This is a genomic window from Mycoplasmopsis gallopavonis (genome assembly GCF_900660635.1).
GTDB lineage: Bacteria > Bacillota_I > Bacilli_A > Mycoplasmatales > Metamycoplasmataceae > Mycoplasmopsis > Mycoplasmopsis gallopavonis.
Genome location: NZ_LR215032.1, coordinates 52,355 through 75,063 on the forward strand (window position 1 = coordinate 52,355; position 22,709 = coordinate 75,063).

The 22,709-nt window shown below is 27.6% G+C and carries 19 protein-coding genes and 2 pseudogenes; 3 read left to right on the forward strand and 18 right to left on the reverse strand.

Going from position 1 to position 22,709, the window contains the following annotated elements; translation table 4 throughout:
- Positions 1–2 precede the first annotated feature (2 nt).
- From EXC53_RS02600 to rpsF, 4 genes are all read right to left on the reverse strand, one after another.
- Positions 3–1,277 carry an IS3 family transposase gene (locus EXC53_RS02600; RefSeq protein WP_129724675.1) on the reverse strand — a complete coding sequence of 425 codons (1,275 nt, stop codon included), beginning with the start codon at positions 1,275–1,277 and terminating at the stop codon, positions 3–5.
- Between the two features lie 105 nt (positions 1,278–1,382).
- Positions 1,383–1,640, reverse strand: a complete 258-nt coding sequence (rpsR, locus tag EXC53_RS02605) for a 30S ribosomal protein S18 (RefSeq protein WP_119572200.1) — start codon at positions 1,638–1,640, stop codon at positions 1,383–1,385.
- Positions 1,641–1,654: 14 nt separating this feature from the next.
- Positions 1,655–2,239 carry a single-stranded DNA-binding protein gene (locus tag EXC53_RS02610; protein ID WP_119572201.1) on the reverse strand — a complete coding sequence of 195 codons (585 nt, stop codon included), beginning with the start codon at positions 2,237–2,239 and terminating at the stop codon, positions 1,655–1,657.
- A 36-nt stretch (positions 2,240–2,275) separates the two neighbouring features.
- Complete coding sequence (rpsF, locus tag EXC53_RS02615; protein WP_119572202.1) at positions 2,276–2,695, reverse strand: 30S ribosomal protein S6; 420 nt, start codon at positions 2,693–2,695, stop codon at positions 2,276–2,278.
- Between the two features lie 290 nt (positions 2,696–2,985).
- Between rpsF and topA the strand changes: the two genes are divergently transcribed.
- Together topA and EXC53_RS02625 are read left to right on the forward strand one after the other, a co-directional pair.
- Positions 2,986–4,854: a type I DNA topoisomerase gene (gene topA, locus EXC53_RS02620; protein WP_119572203.1), complete on the forward strand. Its 1,869-nt coding sequence runs from the start codon at positions 2,986–2,988 to the stop codon at positions 4,852–4,854.
- 133 nt (positions 4,855–4,987) lie between these two features.
- Positions 4,988–6,976, forward strand: coding sequence for a bifunctional metallophosphatase/5'-nucleotidase (locus EXC53_RS02625; protein WP_119572204.1), 1,989 nt, complete (start codon positions 4,988–4,990; stop codon positions 6,974–6,976).
- A 28-nt stretch (positions 6,977–7,004) separates the two neighbouring features.
- Here the strand turns inward: EXC53_RS02625 and EXC53_RS02630 are convergent, their stop codons facing one another.
- The 10 genes and pseudogenes from EXC53_RS02630 to mnmG all read right to left on the reverse strand — a co-directional run.
- Positions 7,005–8,384: a dihydrolipoyl dehydrogenase family protein gene (locus EXC53_RS02630; RefSeq protein WP_119572205.1), complete on the reverse strand. Its 1,380-nt coding sequence runs from the start codon at positions 8,382–8,384 to the stop codon at positions 7,005–7,007.
- Positions 8,385–8,840, reverse strand: coding sequence for an RrF2 family transcriptional regulator (locus EXC53_RS02635; RefSeq protein ID WP_119572206.1), 456 nt, complete (start codon positions 8,838–8,840; stop codon positions 8,385–8,387). It abuts the gene before it with no gap.
- A 73-nt stretch (positions 8,841–8,913) separates the two neighbouring features.
- Positions 8,914–10,128 carry an IS3 family transposase gene (locus EXC53_RS02640; RefSeq protein WP_129724677.1) on the reverse strand — a complete coding sequence of 405 codons (1,215 nt, stop codon included), beginning with the start codon at positions 10,126–10,128 and terminating at the stop codon, positions 8,914–8,916.
- Between the two features lie 48 nt (positions 10,129–10,176).
- The gene (locus EXC53_RS02645) at positions 10,177–11,532 is read right to left on the reverse strand and encodes an ABC transporter ATP-binding protein (protein WP_223214519.1); all 1,356 of its coding nucleotides are present in this window, start codon (positions 11,530–11,532) and stop codon (positions 10,177–10,179) included.
- A gap of 27 nt (positions 11,533–11,559) precedes the next feature.
- Entirely contained in the window at positions 11,560–13,248 is a 1,689-nt protein-coding gene (locus tag EXC53_RS02650) for an IS1634 family transposase (RefSeq protein WP_129724600.1), read from the reverse strand.
- Positions 13,249–13,266: 18 nt separating this feature from the next.
- Positions 13,267–14,064, reverse strand: a complete 798-nt coding sequence (locus EXC53_RS02655) for an ABC transporter permease (protein ID WP_165261014.1) — start codon at positions 14,062–14,064, stop codon at positions 13,267–13,269.
- Positions 14,057–15,823 (reverse strand): ABC transporter ATP-binding protein, encoded by a 1,767-nt coding sequence (locus tag EXC53_RS02660; protein WP_119572330.1) that lies wholly within the window; start codon positions 15,821–15,823, stop codon positions 14,057–14,059. The genes EXC53_RS02655 and EXC53_RS02660 overlap by 8 nt, the downstream gene beginning before the upstream one ends.
- Before the next feature lie 164 nt (positions 15,824–15,987).
- On the reverse strand, positions 15,988–17,262 hold the full coding sequence (locus EXC53_RS02665) for an IS3 family transposase (RefSeq protein ID WP_129724537.1): 1,275 nt from the start codon (positions 17,260–17,262) through the stop codon (positions 15,988–15,990).
- Between the two features lie 43 nt (positions 17,263–17,305).
- Positions 17,306–17,740: a 23S rRNA (pseudouridine(1915)-N(3))-methyltransferase RlmH gene (locus EXC53_RS02670; RefSeq protein ID WP_119572063.1), complete on the reverse strand. Its 435-nt coding sequence runs from the start codon at positions 17,738–17,740 to the stop codon at positions 17,306–17,308.
- A pseudogene (gene mnmG, locus EXC53_RS02675) lies at positions 17,740–18,969 on the reverse strand (tRNA uridine-5-carboxymethylaminomethyl(34) synthesis enzyme MnmG); the annotation flags it as partial. The gene EXC53_RS02670 and the pseudogene mnmG, both read right to left, overlap by 1 nt.
- A gap of 35 nt (positions 18,970–19,004) precedes the next feature.
- Here mnmG and EXC53_RS02680 point away from each other — a divergent pair.
- Positions 19,005–20,219, forward strand: a complete 1,215-nt coding sequence (locus EXC53_RS02680) for an IS3 family transposase (protein ID WP_129724679.1) — start codon at positions 19,005–19,007, stop codon at positions 20,217–20,219.
- Between the two features lie 18 nt (positions 20,220–20,237).
- On the opposite strand, the pseudogene EXC53_RS02685 reads toward EXC53_RS02680, so the two are convergent.
- The 4 genes and pseudogenes from EXC53_RS02685 to ybeY all read right to left on the reverse strand — a co-directional run.
- Positions 20,238–20,852: pseudogene (locus tag EXC53_RS02685) on the reverse strand (FAD-dependent oxidoreductase); the annotation flags it as partial.
- A gap of 93 nt (positions 20,853–20,945) precedes the next feature.
- The gene (era, locus tag EXC53_RS02690; RefSeq protein WP_119572065.1) at positions 20,946–21,824 is read right to left on the reverse strand and encodes a GTPase Era; all 879 of its coding nucleotides are present in this window, start codon (positions 21,822–21,824) and stop codon (positions 20,946–20,948) included.
- 1 nt (position 21,825) lies between these two features.
- Entirely contained in the window at positions 21,826–22,224 is a 399-nt protein-coding gene (gene cdd, locus EXC53_RS02695; protein ID WP_119572066.1) for a cytidine deaminase, read from the reverse strand.
- Between the two features lie 2 nt (positions 22,225–22,226).
- Positions 22,227–22,694, reverse strand: a complete 468-nt coding sequence (gene ybeY, locus EXC53_RS02700) for an rRNA maturation RNase YbeY (protein ID WP_119572067.1) — start codon at positions 22,692–22,694, stop codon at positions 22,227–22,229.
- Positions 22,695–22,709: the final 15 nt, after the last annotated feature.

Consider the following 22,709-nt stretch of genomic DNA (forward strand, 5'->3'; position numbering starts at 1 on the left):
GTTTAATTTACTAAAACACCTCAACACTCTTGAGGTGTTTTTCAATTTAATACTGATTGAATTCTTTCGTTGTTGTATCAAAACACAAAATCATCAATCAGTGATTTTAATTCATTAAAAGTTATTTTTGTAATATCGATTAATTTTAAACATTCTGATTTTAAAATTGAAAAGAAATATTCTGCTTCTCTATTATCTAAAGAATTTCCTACTCTACCCATTGATACAACACCATTGTTTTTCTGAATTAAATCTACATAAGTTTTTGAAGAATATTGGAAACCATGATCAGAATGAGCTATTCATTTTTTATCCATTTTGATTTTAGACATATGTTCCATTACTAGTTCTAAATCATTTCTTTTTGAAATATTATAATTAACAATAAATTTGCTTTTGTGATCAATCGCAACAGATAAAAATACAAAATTGTTTAAGCAATCTTTTGGTGCAGAAATATAAGTAACATCAGTGGCAATTATTTGGTTTGTCTCTCCGTGATAATCACGATTAACAAGATCTATAAATTTTACGTTTGTGTTCTTTTGTTCTCTATCTATTTTCTTTCTTCTGATTAAACAAAATAAGTTTAATCTTCTCATCGCTCTACCAATAGTCCTATAATTTAGATCTATTTGGAATTTTGTTCTAATATAACTTTCCAATCTTTTTCTACCAAACAAACCCTTATTTTTCTTAAATGACTTAATTATTAATTCATCATATTTAGTATTTACAGATTTTTTTCTTGTTTGCTGCTCTTTAGTTTTTAGATTGTGAATTGTTGACTTAGATTTATTAAAGCATAGGCCCAATTTTCTTGTAGAAAGTGAAGATTTCTTAATTTTAGAAATATCAACTTCAATATTATTTCTATCAAAAGAGTCTTTATAAATTTCTAAAATTTCAATCAATTGTTCCTTAGGCATTTTTTCTCATTCCTTTTTTACAATTTCAATAGGAGTAATTTTTTGCCTTTTTGGTCTACCTGACCCTTTACCTTTTTTAGATGATTTACCTGTTTGCGATTCTATATTTATCATTCCTAAATTATATCTGTTATACTTGAAGACAAAATATTTTTTAGCCTCATTGAATTTTCTATCAAAAAAACTAAAACCTCTGATTGAATAATATTTAAGTTCAAAATCATTTTTTGATATCAAATTATTTTTGTAATCTTCATAACTACCGAATAGTTCTAATCATTCATGTGCCTTTAATTGTCTCATAATACCTCCTAAATATATAAAAACACGAAATATGGTTGTGTCCATATTTCGTGTCCCAGTTTATAATTGCTAGTTTTTTATTTAAATTAAAATTAAAAAAGCCACAAATTTGTGACTTTTAATTTATTAAACTTTGATTTTTAGTTTAAATTATTTGTTAATTCTTGCTCTAACTACTGAGTAAGGCATTAAAGCGATGAATCTTGCTCTTTTAATAGCATTCGCAACTTTTCTTTGGTGTTTTGCACAAGTTCCTGTTGTAGCTTTAGCTTTAATTTGTCCTGTAGCTGATACGAATTTTTTAAGAAGTTCAACATTTTTGTAATCTACATATGTTACATTGTTATCACAAAATTCACATGATTTTCTTTTACCTTGAAAAGCTTTTTTACGTTTTGAATAAGCCATAATAGTCTCCTTTTTTATCATTTCTCATCATCATCTAAATCTAAGGCACTAATACCATCAAATTCTTCATCAAAAACGGCTGAAAAATTTTGTGTTGGAATTGAATTTTCTTCAATTTGTTCCGGATTAAATTTCACAGGTTTTGGATTTGAACCGGTACTAGCTGTTCTGACTTGAGAAAAATCTATGTCTGTGGGAGAGATATGATTACTATTTGGAGTAAAACCTTGATTTGAACGGTTTGAAAAACTACTTTCAAAACCTCTATTTCTCATTTCAGCGGCTTGTCTTGATTCTAATAATCTAAAATTATTAACCAAAACATCAAAAGTACGAACCGGTGAATTTGTTGCAGTTGAAGTGTAAACATTAGAATGTAATTCCCCTTCAATACCTACAAGTGCACCTTTGGTTGCATATTTTGTGATAAATTCTGCTGTATTTCTTCAAGCAACAAGATTAATAAAATCTGTTGTTTCATTATTGCTATTTCTTCGATTAACAGCAATTGAAAATCTTGTATAAGAAATCCCATTACTTGTTGTTGATAAAGTTGGTGTAGCAGTTAATCTACCTACTAAAATGACGGTATTAATCATAATATCTCCTAATCTTTAAAAAGCGAAATTAGAAAATTATTCTTGTGTTTCTTTAGCTTTTTGTACTCTTGGACGAGCAGGTTTGTTGTAAGGTCTTTGACCTTGTGTGTTTTGTGAATCTTTTGCAGAAGCTTTTACTGATTTTCTTCTTGCACGAATTTTGTTTGGTTTAGCATTAAGCCCTTTTTCTGAATCAAGGTTAATAACTAAAGTTCTTCAAATTTCTTTGATAATGTTTGTACGACGTGTAAATTCAGCAATTTTTGAACCTTCTGTTTCAACATGAGCTAATACATATTGCCCGTGTTTTGATTTGTTAATTTCATATGCTAATTCGTTGTTTTCAAGTTTTTCAACTGATTTAACACCTTCTGCAAAAACTTCTTTAAGTAATGATTCTACTACTGAAGTTTGAGCTTTTGGATCAACGATTGTCATAATTTCGTATTTGATCATTTTATCTCCTTATGGTCATTAACTGGGCTACGAGTTTTAGTAGCCAAGGAGTACTTGCATATACTCTTTTATAATATAGCACAAAAATCATAAAAACCTAATAGATAATCATATTTATTGAGCAAATTATGAAAAAAATTAATTTAAATTAACCTGAGTTAAAATTAAATCCAGCTAAATGAAATTGGAAATTAATAAATTTTTGCTTCTTTTTAATTCTTTATTAAGAATTATGATTTTAACTATAAAAAATGCATTTAAAAGACAAAAAATAGGGTATATTTATAAGCATGAATAAATTAGTTATCGTTGAGTCTCCAAATAAAGTTGCTACTATTCAAAAATATTTAGGTAGTGATTATAATGTTGTCGCAAGTATTGGACACATTCTTAAAATGAAAACTTCTGGTCAATATGGACTAGGAATTGATTTTGAAACTTGAGAACCAGAATATTCTCTTGATTCTTCAAAACGAAATGTTGTAAAAGAAATTAAAAATGCACTAAAAGATGTTGAACATGTTTATATTGCAACTGACCCTGACCGTGAAGGTGAAGCAATTGCAAGTCACTTAGTGAAGTATTTTAAACTTGAAAAAATTTATTCTAGAATTAAGTATAACGAAATTACTAAAGATGCAATTTTAAAATCAATCGAAAAAGCTGGGGAGTTAGATTATTCTTTAATTGATGCTCAAAAAGCTCGCCGTATGCTGGATCGAATTATTGGTTTTAGATTAAGTAATTTAATGCGTGGTAAACTAAAAAATGCTCCAGGTACAGCTTCAGCTGGAAGAGTGCAATCTATAGCATTAAAATTAGTTGTTGATCGTGAAAATGAAATTCTTTCTTTTGTGCCAGAAAAATACTCAAAATTACACGCTAAATTAGCAAATAACCCTATTTTAGCTTACTATCATAATGCTCAAAATGATGCAGATCGTAAAGAGTGAATTTATCAAAATGAATTAGAAATTATTAAAAAAGATTTTGCTAATGCACCAAAAAAATTATTAGTAACAGATGTTAAAACAACTACTCGGACAGTAGCTGCTGTTTTACCTTTTAAACAAGCTGTTTTATACCGTAAAAGCCAATTTAATTCACAAGCTACTCAATTTGCTGCTCAAAAATTATATGAAGGTTATGGTGATGGTGGATTAATTAGTTATCCAAGAACTGATTCAACTCGTCTTAGTCAGACTTTTGTTGACCAAGCACAAAACTTTATTTTAAATAAATGAGGTCAAGAATATGTAGCAAGCGAAATTAAAGGTTTTAGCGGTGATCAAGATGCCCACGAAGCAATTCGTCCAACTAATGTTGCATTAGATCCAGAAAGTGCAAAAGTTCAATATCCTGAAATGAGCGATGTTGAATATAAAATTTATAAATTAATTTATGAAACAACTTTACAAGCTTTAATTAAGCAACCAATTCGTGAAGTTAAATCTTATACATATCAAGCTTTAGAAAAATATAATTTTAAAAATAGTTATTCAAGAGTCAAATTTGACGGATATTATGTTGTAACAGGAAAACAAGTAGATGATTTAGATCCTGATTATAAAACTGGACAAGAAGTTAGTGTTGAAGAATTTGTTTTCGAAGATCATGAAACTAAACCTGCTCCAAGATATAATGACGGTTCATTAATTGAAGCACTTGATAATATCAAAGTGGGTCGTCCTTCAACATTTGCTACAACTGTTAAAATTATTCGTGAAAGAAACTATGTTAAGAGAGTTAAAGGTCAATTAATTCCAACTGAATTCGGAAACATTGTTTTAAAAAACTTAATTATCGCTTTCCCAAATATCATTAACGAAGATTACACAGCTAAAGTCGAAACAGAACTTGATCAAATTTCAGAAGCAGAAATTAAAAAAGATGTAGTTATGTTAGATTTTTGAAATCGTTTTATCGAAGAATATAATCTTGCACAAGATAAAATTGAACCATATACTTTTGCATTGCACGAATTAGAAGAACCTTGTCCAGAAGATCAAGGAGTTCTTCTTGTGAGAAATAATAAAAAAGGTCAAGAGTTTGTTGGATGTAAAAATTTCCCTAAATGTAAATTTACAAGAAGTCTTACTGAAGAAGAAAAAGCTAAATTATCTAATAAAGAAGAAGTAGAAGATGAAACACAAGAGTAGCAACTGCTACTTTTTTCTTGCCCTGTCTTCTTGTCCTTAGTTTCACAGAGTACAAGTATGAATCTTGTTCTGAAATTTGCTAAAAATATTTTTTTATAATTAATTTATAAAGAAACTATTAAAAGGAGAAATTATGAAGATTAAAAAAATATTTTGAATAAGCTCAGCTTTAATTACTCCGGTTGCAATCTCTCCAATTTTAGTTAGTGCAGCTTGTTCAAATCATAAATTTAGTGAAGCAGAAGTAGCTAAAATTCAAGCAAAATTTGATAAATTTGAAGAAGATTATAATAATCAATTAATAGCCGATGCTAATAAATATAGCGAAATGAAAAAAGCCTTTGATAATTTATCAGCAGAACCAGAAAAAGAAACTTCACAAACAAAAATTAAAGAATTTTTAGTAAAAACTAGATTAAAATATTTAAAACTTGATGGTGAATATCAAAAAATATTTAAGGAACTTAAAAAAGCAGAAAAAGATGCTAAATTAAAAACATTAAAAATTTACCACACAAATGATGAACACGGAAGAATTAAATTTGATGATGGTAAATATAGTTTATATAGCGGAATGGAAGGACTTGCTCAATATTTAAGTGATCTTCCAAGAGATTTACTTTTATCAGCTGGTGATTTAATCCAAGGATTACCACTTTCTGATTCTGATAAAGGTAAAACAATTACTAAAATTGCAAACTTTATGAAATATGATGCAATCGCAATTGGAAATCATGAATTTGATTATGGATTAGATCATATTTTAAGTTTAGACCATGATTCAAAAACACCTTTCTTATCAGGCAACATTACTTATAATCATAATGTTCCAGATAAAGAAAATCAAGATGTTTTCAAACCATATATTGTTAAAAATATTAATGGTTATAAAATAGCAATTATGGGAATTACAACACCAGATACAGCTTATACATCTCACCCTAGCAATTCTGTTAATGTAAATTTCATCGACCCTGTTGAAGCTGCTAAAAAAGTTGTTAAACAAATTCAAGATAAAGAAAAAGTTAACTTTATTATTGCTTTAACTCATCTTGGGGTTGGACGTGATATTGAAAAATGAGATTCAACTTATTTAGCTAAAAATGTTCCTGGAATTGACTTAATTTTAGATGGACATAGTCACACAAAAGTACCTGCTCATGTTGTGGAAACTAGCGAAACATATCATAGTCAAACAGAAGCTTACACTAAGTTTTTAGGTGATATTACATTAAGAGTTGACACAAGCACAGGCAAAATTGTAAAACTCTCTCAAAACCTTAGGGATATTAATCAAATTCAAGTAGCTCGTTCAGGAATAAATTCAAAAACAGTTGCTAAATTAATTGCTGATTTACAAACTACATTTGATCAAGAAAACAAAAAGTTTGTATTTAATAACATCGTTAACTTCGAACACATTATTTCAAAAACAGTGGGTTCTTCAGACTATTGAATCGGAAGAGTTGCTCCAACAATGTTAGGTATTTTTGCTTCTGATGCAATTGCACATGAATTTGTGACTTCTGGTCAAAAAGATGATAATTTAACACCTAATATTAATAATACAATTGGATTAATGAATGGTGGAGGAATTAGAGCTGACTTACCAGCTGGACCAATTAACAAGGAAGATATTTTAAAACTTAGTCCGTTTGGAAATAGGGTTTCTGCGGTTAAAATTACTGGTGCTAAGTTAATCGAAGTTATCAAACACGGTATGAGTAAAATTAAAACTGGTGGATATGCTCAATATTCACACAATGTTAAATTTAGTGCTCACTCAGTTAATAACGGTGGTAAGATAACTTATGAAGTGGATCCTAGTTCAATTAGAATTAATGATCAAGAAATCAATCCAACTGCCTTATACTATGTAGTTACTAACGATTACCTTGTAGCTGGTGGAGATCAATACGGAATGCTTGATTATAAGAAAAATAGTGATGTTAAATTAGTTTATGAATCACAAGAACTTATTAAATCATTTATTGATTATGCAAAATGAATCGCAAATTCTGCAAATACAAGTGCAATTGCAAGTTCAGCATTTGGATGACCGCTTGCTAAATATGGTACAGAAAACCCAACAAGTTATGTAACAATTGAATATGAATCATAATTTAAAAAAGCTAGTTTAAACTAGCTTTTTATTTTAAAATTTCATTTAAAGATTCGGTATAAATTGGGTGAGTATAAATCATATCACGAAGTTCTTGATATTTTAATTTTTTATTAATTGCTAATGTTAATAAATTAATCATTTCGTGTGCTTCATAATGAAAAATAGTTGCCCCAATGATTTGATCATTTTCATCAATTAAAATTTTAGTAAATCCTTCTGTTTCACGAATGACATGAGCTTTTGGAATTGAATTAGTTAGTGCATATTTAACTTGATAATTAATTCCTAAGCTCTTAGCTTGTTTTTCATTTAAACCAGAACGAGCATAACTTGGATCTAAAAATGTGGTTGTTGGAATATTTTTACGCTCACTTAAATTGTATTGAGCTTGTTTGTTAATAATTTGAGGATAAACAATTCGATAATCATCAAGGGAAATATAAGTGAAAAAAGCTCCACCTTTAACATCTCCAACAGCAAAAATATTTTTAACTGTTGTTTCAAGATAATCATTAACTTTAATTGCTCCTTTTTCAACTTGAATTGAAGTATTTTCTAATTTTAATGTCTCAATATTTGGAACTCTTCCGATTGCAACCAAAATTTTATCAAACTGATCTTTTCTTATTTGATTATTTTCTTGCAAAGTAACTTCCACTAGCTCAGAATTTAAATCATTAACTTGCTCGACTTTTGTATTAAAATGAAACTTAATACCTTGTTTTTGCATTAATTTTAAAACAAATTGAGCATCTTCGTGATCTTCGCTTGGCATAAAATCGTTAGTTGGAATGATAACATGAACTTCAGAACCAAAATTATTAAAATATGAAGCAAATTCTAAACCAATAAAACCACCACCTACTATTAGTAATTTTTTAGGTAATGTTTTTAATTCTAAAATTTGATTGCTATAATGAATGTTTTGTCCTTGATAATTTTCAAGTAAATCTCATTTTCTTGGGGTTGAACCGGTATTTATCACGATTTTATTAGCTTTAATTAACTCTTCTTGACCGTTTGATTTCACAACCTTTACAACTTGATCGCTAACAAATTCAGCTTGTCCTAAAAAAACAGAAACATCTTCAAGATTTGCAAGAGCTTGGTAATTTTTTTGATTTAATTTTTCAACAAAAGTTCTTTTATAATTCATTGCATTTTGGAAATAAAAGTTATTTGTTTCAAAATCTCTTTTCATTCCTAAATCTTCCATTTGTTTAAGTAATTTACCGCTATGTACTAATGATTTAGTTGGCAGACAACCAACATTAATACAAGTTCCTCCGTACATTAATGGATCAATTTCAACGATTGCAACTTTCAGTTTATCAGTTGCTGCTCTAGCTGCAATAGTTTTACCGGCTTTCCCTCATCCAATAATTAATAAATCAAATTGTTTCATTTAGACTCCTTTATTTTTATTTATGATTAAAAATTGTTCAATTTCACTTAAATTAATTGTCGCTAGCTCTTCTTTGAGTTTGTTATTCAGTTTGCTAAAAAGTAAGCTAAAAAAGCTCATCATACCACTAGAAATAACACAAGTTTGGTTTAAATCGCCAATTTCTCAATTAGTTTCTAAAAGATTAAAATTTAATGCTTCCAAAATCTCTGCCAAGGTGATATTGCTAGGATTTAGTGCGAGATTATATCCGCCCATTTTACCTTTAATGCTAACTAAAATTTTCTTTTTTAAAAGTAGCGACATAACTTTTCTAACTCGAACAGGATTTACGCAAAGATTTAAAGCAAGCTCACTGCTATTTAAGAATTTCTTTTTATGAGCAATTAATGTTAATCCGTGAATTGCGATCATAAAATCACTAAGTGAATTATTTGTATTAGTAATCTTTTTCATTACAATTAATTATAATTATTTTTAAAAATAGAAAAAACAAAAAAGCAACTTTTTTAAACTAGGACAGAAAAAATTAACAATTTATTAAATTGGATAACCCCGTACTATATTCGTATGGGGTTTTTCAATTCAGACATGATTGAATTCTAAATTTGTTGTATCAATTAACATAATTAGATATTACTTTTTCTAGTTCACTCAAAGTCATAGCTTTGATATTTAAATCTCTAATTAATTCAGTTTTTAAATTTGAAAATCAATATTCCACAACTCTATTATCTAAACTATTTCCTACTTTTGAAAGTGAAATTATTCCACCTTTATTTTCAATAAAACGAGAAAAATCATCAGATGTATAAGTTGAGCAATGATCTGAATGTAGTATAAAACTTTTTTCAAAATCAACATTTTCAAATGTTTTGTAAATTAATTTTGAATCATTAAATTTGGAAAGAGAAAAACTAATTATTTCTTTAGTTTTATGTTTAATCACTACTGAAAGATAAACATTATTGTTTATCGCATCTTTTGTCGCTGGGAGATATGTTACATCAGTAGCATATATATTTCTGTTATATACATCGTTATAATCTCTATTCACAATGTTTTCTTTTATGACAGATGTGTTCTTTACTTCTTTTAATTTTTTTCTTTTTCTGATATTGCAAAATAAACCTAAGGCATTCATATATCTTCCTAGAGTTCTTTCGTTTATGTCTATTTTATAGTGCTTTAAGATAAAATATTTTAATTTTTGTCTACCATATTTAGATCTATTTTGTTTAAATGAATCAATAATCAAGTCTTGGTACTTTATTTTTCTGGATTTATTTTTAGGAGCAAAATTATTTCTTTTATGTTTGGATATTGTTTGTCTACAAAGATACAACAAAATAGCAAGTTTATACGAAGCCATATTAATATTTGATGCCTCTTGAACTTTCTCTGTTTTAAATTTATCTTTTGTAATTTCTCTATATCTTTTTGCAATTTCAATTAAATCTTCTCGTGTAAAAATGTCTCAATTTATATCTTGTTCTTTCACTTTTCTTGACCTACCGGTTCCAGGCTTTCTTGGTTTTTTATTCATATTAAAATTATAATGTTTTAATATTCTTCGTAATCTCGCTTTCACATATTTATCTTTTGCTTTTGCACCATATTTATACATCAGTTCAATCGCATCCTTTTTACCTAATTGAAAAAATGTATTATAAATTTCTTTTTCTTGTTCTTCTGTAAAATGTTTTCCCATTTTTTCTCCTTTAAAAATATAAAAAATTAACATTCGAAGGAATGTTAATTTTTATTGTCCTAGTTTATTTTTGTTGCTTTTTTAATCTAATTCAACTTTTCCTGTATAAAGGTTGTAATAATGTTCTTTTAATTCTAAAAGCTGTTTATGTGTACCTTGCTCGATGATTTTTCCTTGATCTAAAACAACGATTAAATCACAGTTTTTAATTGTGCTTAAACGGTGAGCAATAACAAAAGCAGTTTTACCAACTAAAAGTTGTGTTAATGCATTTTGAATTTTTCGTTCTGTTTCAGTATCAATTGTACTTGTAGCTTCATCCAAAATTAGAACTAATGGGTTTAAAATTGTGGTACGAGCAATTGAAAGAAGTTGTTTTTGTCCTTGAGAAAGATTTTCTCCAGCATTAACTAACTGAGTTTTATAACCTTCTTGCATAGCTTCGATAAATTCATTTGCATTAGCAAGTTGTGCAGCATTAATTAAGGCTTCATTTTCATATTCTTGTAAAGCATAAGTAATATTTTCCTCAATTGTTTTACTAAATAGCGAAGTATCTTGTAAAACAAGTCCATAAGCTCTTCTTAAATCATCTTTTTTAATATCTTTAATATTAATTTGATCAAAATAAATTGATCCTTCAGTAACTTCATAAAAACGATTTAGTAAGTTTGCGATAGTTGTTTTTCCTGCACCTGTTGCTCCAACTAAAGCTACTTTTTGACCTGGTTGAACATTTAAGCTAAAATCATCAATAATAAGCTTATCCTTAGTGTAACCGAATGACACATTTTCGAATTTAATATGTCCGACAGCAGGTTTATAAATAAAGTCCATACCTTCTGGGATTTTTCATCAATATTTATTTGTTAATTCTTGTGCAATTTGAGACGGAACTTCTTCAAGAGTGATTAATCGAATTTTTCCATAATCAACCTCTGGTTCAAAGTCAAGTACTTCAAAAACTCTTCTTGCTCCTGCTAATCCACTATTTAGAGCATTAAGTTGTTGTGCAACAGTTCCAATTGGTTGTGAAAAACTTCTTGCATATAATAAGAATGAAATTAAAACTCCAACATTGATATTAATTGCGTTCATAAAACTTTGATTATTTGAAGTTAAAATCATTCCGCCAATAAATGCCATAACTATAAAATTGATAGTTCCCATATTAGACATAATTGGCATAATTAAATTTGTAACAACTTTTGATTTAAAATCATTTTTAAATAATTCGTCATTTTTCTTTTTAAAATCAGCAATTGCTTCTTGTTGATGATTAAATACTTTTACAACTTTAATTCCATCAATCATTTCGTTGATATAACCATTTAATTTTCCAAGTGATGCTTGACGATAGTTGAAATATTTACCGGAACTTTTAATCCTGCGTTTCCAAGTTGTAATGAAGAAAAAAACGAATACACCTACAAATAAGGCGTATTCGTTTTTTGTACTTTTAAATTACAATGATAGACCATCCACTGCATATTGAAAATCACTATATATTTTGTTTAATTCCTTATGTTCTGGGTCTAAATTATTCTTGATTTCACTTACAACTTTACCATTCACAGTCTTTGTTGTGATTGTTATAAGTTTCAATGCATCTATAAACATATTCATTGTGAGTTTTTGGATCTCTCCATTATCTTTATAAAATTTCTTTAATTTATAAATGCAATATTTCAAAACAATTAGAGATAAAAAGCATAAAAATACATGAGATTGAATATGCTCGTCTTTATAAACGTACATCGGCCTAACTTCGATTGCTGATTTTAAGGTTCTGAAACCTTCTTCCACTTTTCATTGTCCCTTATATATTTCATTCGCTTCTTTTGAATCTATGTTTGTTATGTTGGTTTCAATCATATAAAAGCCATCTTCATTAGCTACTTTTTTAATTTTTTCGATATTTAATCTTCCGACTGTTTTACCATCTACATCCATATACTTTTTCTTATATTCAGGAACCAAAGCACTTAATGGCAATTCACCGTTAATAGACTTTTTCTCCAATTTATTAATAAGATTTTGTCTTTTTATTTTGTCTAAAGTTTGTTTTGAAGGGCTAAAATAGACAAATTGTTTTCTAAAAGTATCGCTATATCTTTTTTTATTTTTGTTTTTAGCTCAAACAGATTGGACGAATCTAGATTTAGTAAAATAATCATTTTCTTGAACAAACCCTTGATCATTTACTATAAATGCTTTATCTTCTTTTCCAAGAATATCAATACGTTTCTGTACTATATATTTATATCCTTTTTGTTCTAAATATCTTAAATTTGCATTTTGACTAATACCTTTATCAGCAACTATTATTGTGTCTTTTGTTTTGTAAATTCTTTGCATTTCAATTAAAAATTTCACAAGAGTTTTAGAATCTCCAGTATTTCCTTCGAAGACTTTATAGTGAAAAGGAATACCATTATTATCAACTGCCATAGCCACAACAATTTGATCTTCATCATGCTTTCCATCTTTAGAAAAACCTCTTTGTCTCAAACCATCTCTTGAAAAACTTTGAAAATAAACAGTTGTATTATCAAAATGCATTAATTTTGTGTTTCTAGTTGTCAATTCTTGCATTTTGTTATAAATATTGACTAAAATTGTATTTTTATATTCTAAAAAAGTATCAAAATAGTTATAAATTGAAGATTTTTTTACATCTATCTTATGTAAAAAATCATTTTTGTTTTTGTATTGACAAATATAACTTCTTGGTTGAATTATTCTTGTTGCAACAATAAATTCTAATACTTCTTCTAAAGATTTGTGTTTAGTTTTAGGTAATCCTTTAAATAAATCTAGTTCTTTAATTACTTTATAAATAAGTTCAATACCAACGTTTTTTACATTTGTTTCGACAGATGTTGGGTTAAGTAATTGGAAAAATTTGGTTTTAACTTCAATTTTATCTTCTCCAACAGGAACCAATCTAGCAATTGGTTTTAAATCATCGATGTTTTGCAGAGAATATTTTTCTTTAATTTCTTCTCAATAACCTAATCCAACTAAATTCCCAATCCCTTTACCGTATCCTTTTGATATTCCTAATGCAATGTAAATCCCTTTTGGGTTTTTTCTTTTATACAAAATGTAGTTGCTCATATTTATATTATACATTATTATCATTGTAATCATTGTAAAAAATTAAAATAATTAAAAATTGTACTTATATACTATGTATATAAGTAATAAGGTAAAAGGTATAAAAAAGAGCTTCCAACTTGGAAACTCAGGATTAAATACTTTTACAACTTTAATTCCATCAATCATTTCGTTGATATAACCATTTAATTTTCCAAGTGATGCTTGACGATAGTTGAAATATTTACCGGAACTTTTAATAAAATATCCTGATAAACCAAATATGATGAAAACTAATGGAAGCATAATGATTGTTAAAAATCAACTTAAAATGATCATGAAAGTTAATGAAAATAAAATACTAAAAATAGCATTCATGATTTGCGGAATACTTTGAGAAAGCAGTTCTCTAAGAGTATCAATATCATTTGTAAAACGAGAAATAACATCACCATTTTGACGTGCATCAAAGTAACCAATTGGTAAGCTTTGCATGTGCTCATAAAGATTATCACGCATTTTTTTGATTGTTTGATGCGTAATTCTAGTAATGATTTGACCAGATAAATAATTTGAAAAAATCGCTAATCCATAGAATAGACCAATTAGGGAAATTGCAAGAGTAAACCCTTTTCAATCAAAACTTGGATTTGGAGAATTAACTGCAATTTGTGTTAAAAATGGTACTAAGTATTTGTTAATCAAAATTGTTCCGAAGAAATAATTAGAATATGCAAAAACAAAATTGTAAAGAATAATTAAAAAGAAAATAATTGAATATTTAACTTTATTTTCTTTTCAAACGAATTTAAATAATCTTTTAAAAGATGTTTTATCTAAAGAATTTTTCTTTTTGAGAGTTTTAGTCATTTTGCTCCTTAGATTGCTCTTGATATAAATGTTTATAAAATTCATTTGTTTTTAAAAGATTTTTGTGAGTATCAAAGGCTTGAACTTGACCTGATTGCATTACGATAATTTTGTCTGCGTTTTGAATTGAACTAATTCTTTGAGCAATAATAATTTTAGTTGTGTTTTTAAATTTGTTGTTGAATGTATCACGAATTTTACGATCTGTTTGATTATCAACAGCACTTGTTGAATCATCCAAAATTAAAATTTTAGGTTTTTTAATTAAAGCTCTCGCAATACAAAGACGTTGTTTTTGTCCACCACTAAAATTAGCACCTTTTTCTTCGACCAAAGTATCTAAACCTTGTTTTGCGAAAATAAAATCATACGCACTAGCATCTTTTAATGCTTCTTCGATTTCAAGATCGGTTGCATCTTCTTTACCTCATTTTATGTTTTCACGAATTGTTCCGTTAAATAAAGTATTTTTTTGTAGAACAATTGCTACAGAATCTCTTAAAGTAAAAAGATCATAATCACGAACATCTTTATTATCAATTAAAATTTGACCATTTGTAACATCATATAATCTTGGGATTAAATTAACAAAACTAGATTTTCCACTTCCTGTTGAACCGATTAATCCGATTGTTTCTCCGGGGTTAATAGTTAAATTAATATTTTTAAGTGTGCGTTTTTTATTAGTATGGTATTTAAAATCAACATCTTTAAACTCAATTTTACCTTCATTAACTAAGTAAATTGGTTTATTTGGATTTTGAATATTTGAAACTGTTTTTAAAACTTCTGTAATTCTTTTTGCAGAAGCTTTTGAAATTGTTAAAGTAATTAAAACCATTGATGCAATCATTAATGACATTAAAACTTGGAACATGTAACTAATAAATGAAGTTAATATTCCAATTGAAATTTCACCTTGATTTTTTGTTTTAACAATCACATTAATACTAATTAACATGATGAAAAATAAAGAAATAAAGATTGTTCCGACCATAACGGGTGAATTAAGAGCAACAAGTTTTTCAGCTCTAATTGCTAATTTTTTAACTCTTTCACTTGTAGCTTTAAATTCTTGCAATTCTTGTTTCTCGGTAACAAAAGTTTTAATTGTTTTAATACCTGCAATATTTTCTTTAATTTTGTTATTGATTAAATCATTACCTAAAAGCATTTTATTAAAACGAGGAAATGCGATTATGATAATTGTCATCAAAATAATAGTTAATCCTATTAATATCACAACTAAAATTCAAGCTAATTTAGGACTTGTAATAAAGGCCATAATAATTGCACCAACCATTAAAAATGGGTTACGAATTAAAGCACGAATTACCATCATATATGAATTTTGAATATTAGTAATATCGTTTGTTAATCTTGAAATCAATGTTCCAGATGAAAATTGATCATAATTTTCAAATGAAAATCCTTGAATTTTTTGAAATAATCTTAATCTTAAATTTTTAGCTAGACCAGCAGATGCTTTTGATGCAAAATACCCACTTGCCATCCCACTTAAAAGTGAAAGCATTGCTAAACCAAAAAGAATTCCTGAATAAACTCAAATATAATGTGAGCTTTGTTTTGAAACTCCTTCACGAATTCCTTTGTCTAATAAATCCTGAGTAAATCTAGGAATAAAAATTATACAAATAACTTCGACGATAACAAATAAAATTGATAACAACGATGCAATTCGGTAGTTCCGAGTTTGCGAAAAAATTGTTGTATCTTTAAGTTTTTGAGAATTACGCAAAATACCTCCTTAAATTGTTTTTAGAATTATAAAATATTTTATTTATTGAAAGTTTATTTTTTAAATATTTTTAAACCATAGATTGGAAACTATTCCTCTTTTCAAAAATACAAAAAAACAAAAGACTGGTTAATAAACTGGGACACGAAAAGTGGACAAAAAGTTTAATTTACTAAAACACCTCAACACTCTTGAGGTGTTTTTCAATTTAATACTGATTGAATTCTTTCGTTGTTGTATCAAAACACAAAATCATCAATCAGTGATTTTAATTCATTAAAAGTTATTTTTGTAATATCGATTAATTTTAAACATTCTGATTTTAAAATTGAAAAGAAATATTCTGCTTCTCTATTATCTAAAGAATTTCCTACTCTACCCATTGATACAACACCATTGTTTTTCTGAATTAAATCTACATAAGTTTTTGAAGAATATTGGAAACCATGATCAGAATGAGCTATTCATTTTTTATCCATTTTGATTTTAGACATATGTTCCATTACTAGTTCTAAATCATTTCTTTTTGAAAGATTATAATTAACAACAAATTTGCTTTTGTGATCAATCGCAACAGATAAAAATACAAAATTGTTTAAGCAATCTTTTGGTGCAGAAATATAAGTAACATCAGTGGCAATTATTTGGTTTGTCTCTCCGTGATAATCACGATTAACAAGATCTATAAATTTTACGTTTGTGTTCTTTTGTTCTCTATCTATTTTCTTTCTTCTGATTAAACAAAATAAGTTTAATCTTCTCATCGCTCTACCAATAGTCCTATAATTTAGATCTATTTGGAATTTTGTTCTAATATAACTTTCCAATCTTTTTCTACCAAACAAACCCTTATTTTTCTTAAATGACTTAATTATTAATTCATCATATTTAGTATTTACAGATTTTTTTCTTGTTTGCTGCTCTTTAGTTTTTAGATTGTGAATTGTTGACTTAGATTTATTAAAGCATAGGCCCAATTTTCTTGTAGAAAGTGAAGATTTCTTAATTTTAGAAATATCAACTTCAATATTATTTCTATCAAAAGAGTCTTTATAAATTTCTAAAATTTCAATCAATTGTTCCTTAGGCATTTTTTCTCATTCCTTTTTTACAATTTCAATAGGAGTAATTTTTTGCCTTTTTGGTCTACCTGACCCTTTACCTTTTTTAGATGATTTACCTGTTTGCGATTCTATATTTATCATTCCTAAATTATATCTGTTATACTTGAAGACAAAATATTTTTTAGCCTCATTGAATTTTCTATCAAAAAAACTAAAACCTCTGATTGAATAATATTTAAGTTCAAAATCATTTTTTGATATCAAATTATTTTTGTAATCTTCATAACTACCGAATAGTTCTAATCATTCATGTGCCTTTAATTGTCTCATAATACCTCCTAAATATATAAAAACACGAAATATGGTTGTGTCCATATTTCGTGTCCTAGTTTATAATTCTAGTCTTTTGTTTTAAGAATTATTTATGGTATGTAATATTGTTTTTAATTGTTAAACCACGGTAAATTTGTTCAATTAGCATAATTCTAAAGAGCTGATGTGGAAAGGTCATTTTCGAAAAATTAATTTTATTCGGAAAGAATGATTCATCTACTCCATTTGACCCACCAATAACAAAGGTAATATTATCAACATCGACATAAATGTCTTTAAATTCTTCAGATGAAAGTTGCTTTCCTCGAAGCGAAAGATAAAAAACTTGTGAATTTTTTGGAATTTTTGCAAGAATCATTTCTGTTTCTTTTTTAATTTTCAAATTAATGTTATCAATTTTTTGTTCTTTAATTTCAATCAAGTTAATTTTTGCGAAGAAACTAATTTTCTTAGCATAATCATCATAAAGAACTTGATATTCTTTCGAAAGCGAACCTACTGCAATTAAATTAATTTTCATTATTTTTTCTTATTTTTAGTTTCGATATGAAACATCAACATTTGAATATCAGCTGGATTAATTCCACTAATTCTTGAAGCTTGTCCGATTGTTAAAGGAGCAACTTGTTTAAGTTTTTGTTTAGCTTCCGTTGCAATATTAATAACTTCATCATAGTTAATATCACTTGGAATTTTAAAATAGTCTAAACGTGACATTTTTTGAGCTTGTGTTTCTTGTTTTTTAATATAACCTTCTAAACGCACCATAATTGTTAGTTCATTTTTAAAAGGAAAATCTCCAAGAACATCACTTGCAGAAACTTCAGGGCGAGCAATCACTTTTAATAAGCTAACGCCATTTTCAATTCCGTATTTTTGAGCAAGTTCGCTCTTTGATGATAAAAATTGTGTTGAAAGTTCTTGGATTTTTTCTTCAATCATTTTATATTTATCGATAACTTTTTGATAATCTGAATCAGAAATTAAACCAACTTGATGTGCATATTTGCTTAAACGCAAATCACTATTATCGTTTCTTAATAATAAACGATATTCAGCACGTGAAGTAAGCATACGGTATGGTTCTTTTGTACCTTTAGTAACAAGATCATCAACTAAAACACCAATATATGCGTCATTTCTATTTAAAATCAATGGTTCTTTGTTCTCTAATTTTTGTCCAGCATTAATTCCCGCAATCAATCCTTGAGCAGCAGCTTCTTCATAACCACTAGTTCCGTTGATTTGCCCAGCTGTAAAAATATTATGAACAACTTTAGATTCTAATGACGGAGAAATTTGAAGTGGATTTAAAGCATCATATTCAATTGCGTATCCTCATTTTTGAACTCTCATATTTTCTAAACCTGGGATTGTTCTTAACATCTTATCTTGAATTTCTACCGGCATTGAAGTCGACATTCCGTTAACATAAATAATATCACCTTCAACTGTTTCGGGTTCAAAGAAGACTTGATGTCTTAGTTTATCCCTAAAACGCATAACTTTGTCTTCGATACTTGGACAATATCTTGGTCCGATTCCTTCGATTAATCCTGAGTACATTGCTGATTTATCGATATTTTCTTCAATAATTTTGTGGGTTGCTTCATTTGTATAAGTTAAATAACAAGAAATTTGTTCATCAAGTTTAACTCCTGAACGGTTTGAGAATGTTAAAGCACAATCTTCTAAATTTTCTTTTTCAACTTTTGAAAAATCAATAGAATCTGCAAAAACCCGAGCTGGTTAAACTAGGACAGAAAAAATTAACATTCCTTCGAATGTTCATTTTTTATATTTTTAAAGGAGAAAAAATGGGTAAACATTTTACAGAAGAACAAGAAAAAGAAATTTATAATACATTTTTTCAATTAGGCAAAAAGTATGCAATTGAACTTATGTATAAATATGGTGCAAAAGCAAAAGATAAATATGTGAAAGCAAGATTACGAGGAATATTAAAACATTATAATTGTAATATGAATAAAAAACCAAGAAAGCCTGGAACCGGTAGGTCAAGAAAAGTGAAAGAACAAGATATAAATTGAGACATTTTTACACGAGAAGATTTAATTGAAATTGCAAAAAGATATAGAGAAATTACAAAAGATAAATTTAAAACAGAGAAAGTTCAAGAGGCATCAAATATTAATATGGCTTCGTATAAACTTGCTATTTTGTTGTATCTTTGTAGACAAACAATATCCAAACATAAAAGAAATAATTTTGCTCCTAAAAATAAATCCAGAAAAATAAAGTACCAAGACTTGATTATTGATTCATTTAAACAAAATAGATCTAAATATGGTAGACAAAAATTAAAATATTTTATCTTAAAGCACTATAAAATAGACATAAACGAAAGAACTCTAGGAAGATATATGAATGCCTTAGGTTTATTTTGCAATATCAGAAAAAGAAAAAAATTAAAAGAAGTAAAGAACACATCTATCATAAAAGAAAACATTGTGAATAGAGATTATAACGATGTATATAACAGAAATATATATGCTACTGATGTAACATATCTCCCAGCGACAAAAGATGCGATAAACAATAATGTTTATCTTTCAGTAGTGATTAAACATAAAACTAAAGAAATAATTAGTTTTTCTCTTTCCAAATTTAATGATTCAAAATTAATTTACAAAACATTTGAAAATGTTGATTTTGAAAAAAGTTTTATACTACATTCAGATCATTGCTCAACTTATACATCTGATGATTTTTCTCGTTTTATTCAAAATAAAGGTGGAATAATTTCACTTTCAAAAGTGGGAAACAGTTTAGATAATAGAGTTGTGGAATATTGATTTTCAAATTTAAAAACTGAATTAATTAGAGATTTAAATATCAAAGCTATGACTTTGAGTGAACTAGAAAAAGTAATATCTAATTATGTTAATTGATACAACAAATTTAGAATTCAATCATGTCTAAATTGAAAAACCCCATACGAATATAGTATGGGGCTATCCAATTTGATAAATTGTTAATTTTTTCTGTCCTAGTTTAGGTGTTCCGGTTTTTAATCTTTGTAATTCGAATCCAAGACTTTTTAGTGATTGACTAATTTTAGGTGTAGTCTTTTGGTTATCAGGACCACTAATTGTGATTTCTTCACCTCTTAAAATTCTAGAATTCATATAAGTTCCGGTTGTAATTACAAGAACTTTCGCTTCAATTTCTTGACCGTTATCCAACTTAACACTTTTAAATTCATTTTTCTCATTGACTAAAATTTCTTCAACAACACCCTCAATTAAAGAAACATTTGGATGTTTTAAAAGGTCTTCTTTAATGATTTTTGAATATTTTTCTTTATCAATTTGAGCTCTTAAAGCACGAACGGCAGGACCTTTTGATTCGTTTAACATTTTAATTTGGATCATTGCAAGGTCACTATAATATCCTTGAACTCCACCAAGAGCATCAATTTCACGTGTGATAATTCCTTTTGCAGGTCCGCCAATTGATGGATTACATGGCATCATTGCTAGTCTTGATAAATCAAAACTAATTAAAGCCACTTTGTGATTTTTATTAGCTAAGGCAAAAGTAGCTTCAACACCTGCGTGTCCACCACCTATTACGATTGCTTCAAAGTTTAAATTATTACCTTTATTCATAGTATATAAATTTTAAAATAAATTTTTAAAAATCAAAAAATTAACTTAATTATCTTTAAAAAAATCAATTTTTAATAAAAAACTAGGACTAGCCTAGTTTCTATATCCAAATTTAGATAAAGTTTCTTCATCGTCAATTCACTTATTAGCAACTTTAACTTTCAGGTTTAAAATGGTCGGTATATCAAATTGATGAGAAATTTTCTTGCGAGCATCAATTCCAATATTTTTAATCATTTGAGCACCTTTACCTATTACCATACCTTTTTGCGAGCTTTTCTTGACATAAATAATTGCATTAATTTCAAGATGTTCAGGATCTTCAATAAAATCAGTAACTTCGACAGCAATTGAGTGCGGAAGTTCTTGGTATAGACGATTAATTGCTGATTCACGAATAATTTCTTTAGCAAGAAAACGCATTGATTTATCAGTAACATAATCTACATCATATTGAGCTTCACCAGGGTATGTATAAGTTTTTAAAAGGTCAATTAAAGCTTGAATTGAACTAAAATTATTGACATCAGTAGATACAATATGCTCGAAATTATATTTTTCTAATTCTCTTAATTTTTCTTCCAAAAATGAAGGGTTGGATTTAATTTTATCAATTTTAGATACAACAGCTATTTTATGAGGGATGTTCTTGATTTTTTCTAAAATCATTTCATCACCTTTACCAATTAATTCATCAGCTGGTGTTAAAAAGAGAATAACATCAATATTTTTAATTGAATCATACGCATTTTTATTTAAAGCTTCACCTAATTTATTTAATGGTTTATGAATTCCTGGTGTGTCCGAAAAGATAATTTGATATTCATTTTCTGTATAAATTCCAGTAATTTGATCTCTTGTAGTTTGAGCTGTTGGTGTTACTATTGCGACATTATAGCCAACAATTGCATTTAAAAGACTGCTTTTTCCAACGTTGGGTCTACCAAGAATTGTTGCAAAACAAATTTTCATACTAAATTGTAATTTCCTCTACTCTAATTGAATAAGGAACAAGTTCTTCAACTGTATTAATTCTTATTTGTTTTCCATCATTACTATATTGAATAACTTTGGCATCAAGCGGCATAAACTCAGTCATAACTTGTCTACATCCTGCACAAGGACTAATTATTTCGTTTTTACCACTAATAATGTGAATTTCTTTAAAATGTCCAACTTTACCACCATAAGCAACAGAACCAAACATTGCACTTCTTTCGGCACAAAGACCTGATGGATATGCTGCATTTTTAACATTAACTCCGTAATATTCTGTTCCATCTTCGGCAACTAAAATAGCAGCAACAGGAAACTTAGAGTAAGGTGCATAAGATTTAGTTAGTAATTCAAGTAATTTTTCATGTTTTGACATATTTATTCCTCTCTTGATATTTTTAATGGGTTAAAAATATCGTCTACTATTTGATTCATAATAATTCTTTCTGCTTCAATTTCATGATCATAACCTTTTAAATGAACAAGTCCGTGGGCGAAAAGATAACAGAACTCTCTTTTTGTTGAATGTCCAAATTTTTTAGATTGCCTTAAAACTTTATCTCAGCAAATAACTAGCTCACCTAAGTGATAAAATGGTAAAGAACCATAAAGTTCTTCATCTCGAAAATCAAAAGATAAAATGTCAGTTACATAATCTTTTCCACGATAATCTCGATTTAAATTACGAATTTTTTGGGGTCCAACAATAGTTACATCTAAAATAATTGGTTTCTTAATCTTGAAATATTGAGCAAAATTTTCTATTATTTGATACATTTCTGTTTCATAAATAGTAGCTTTTTTAATATTATTTTTGATATTTAATTCAATTTGTGCTTTTTGCATAAATTAATTATATTA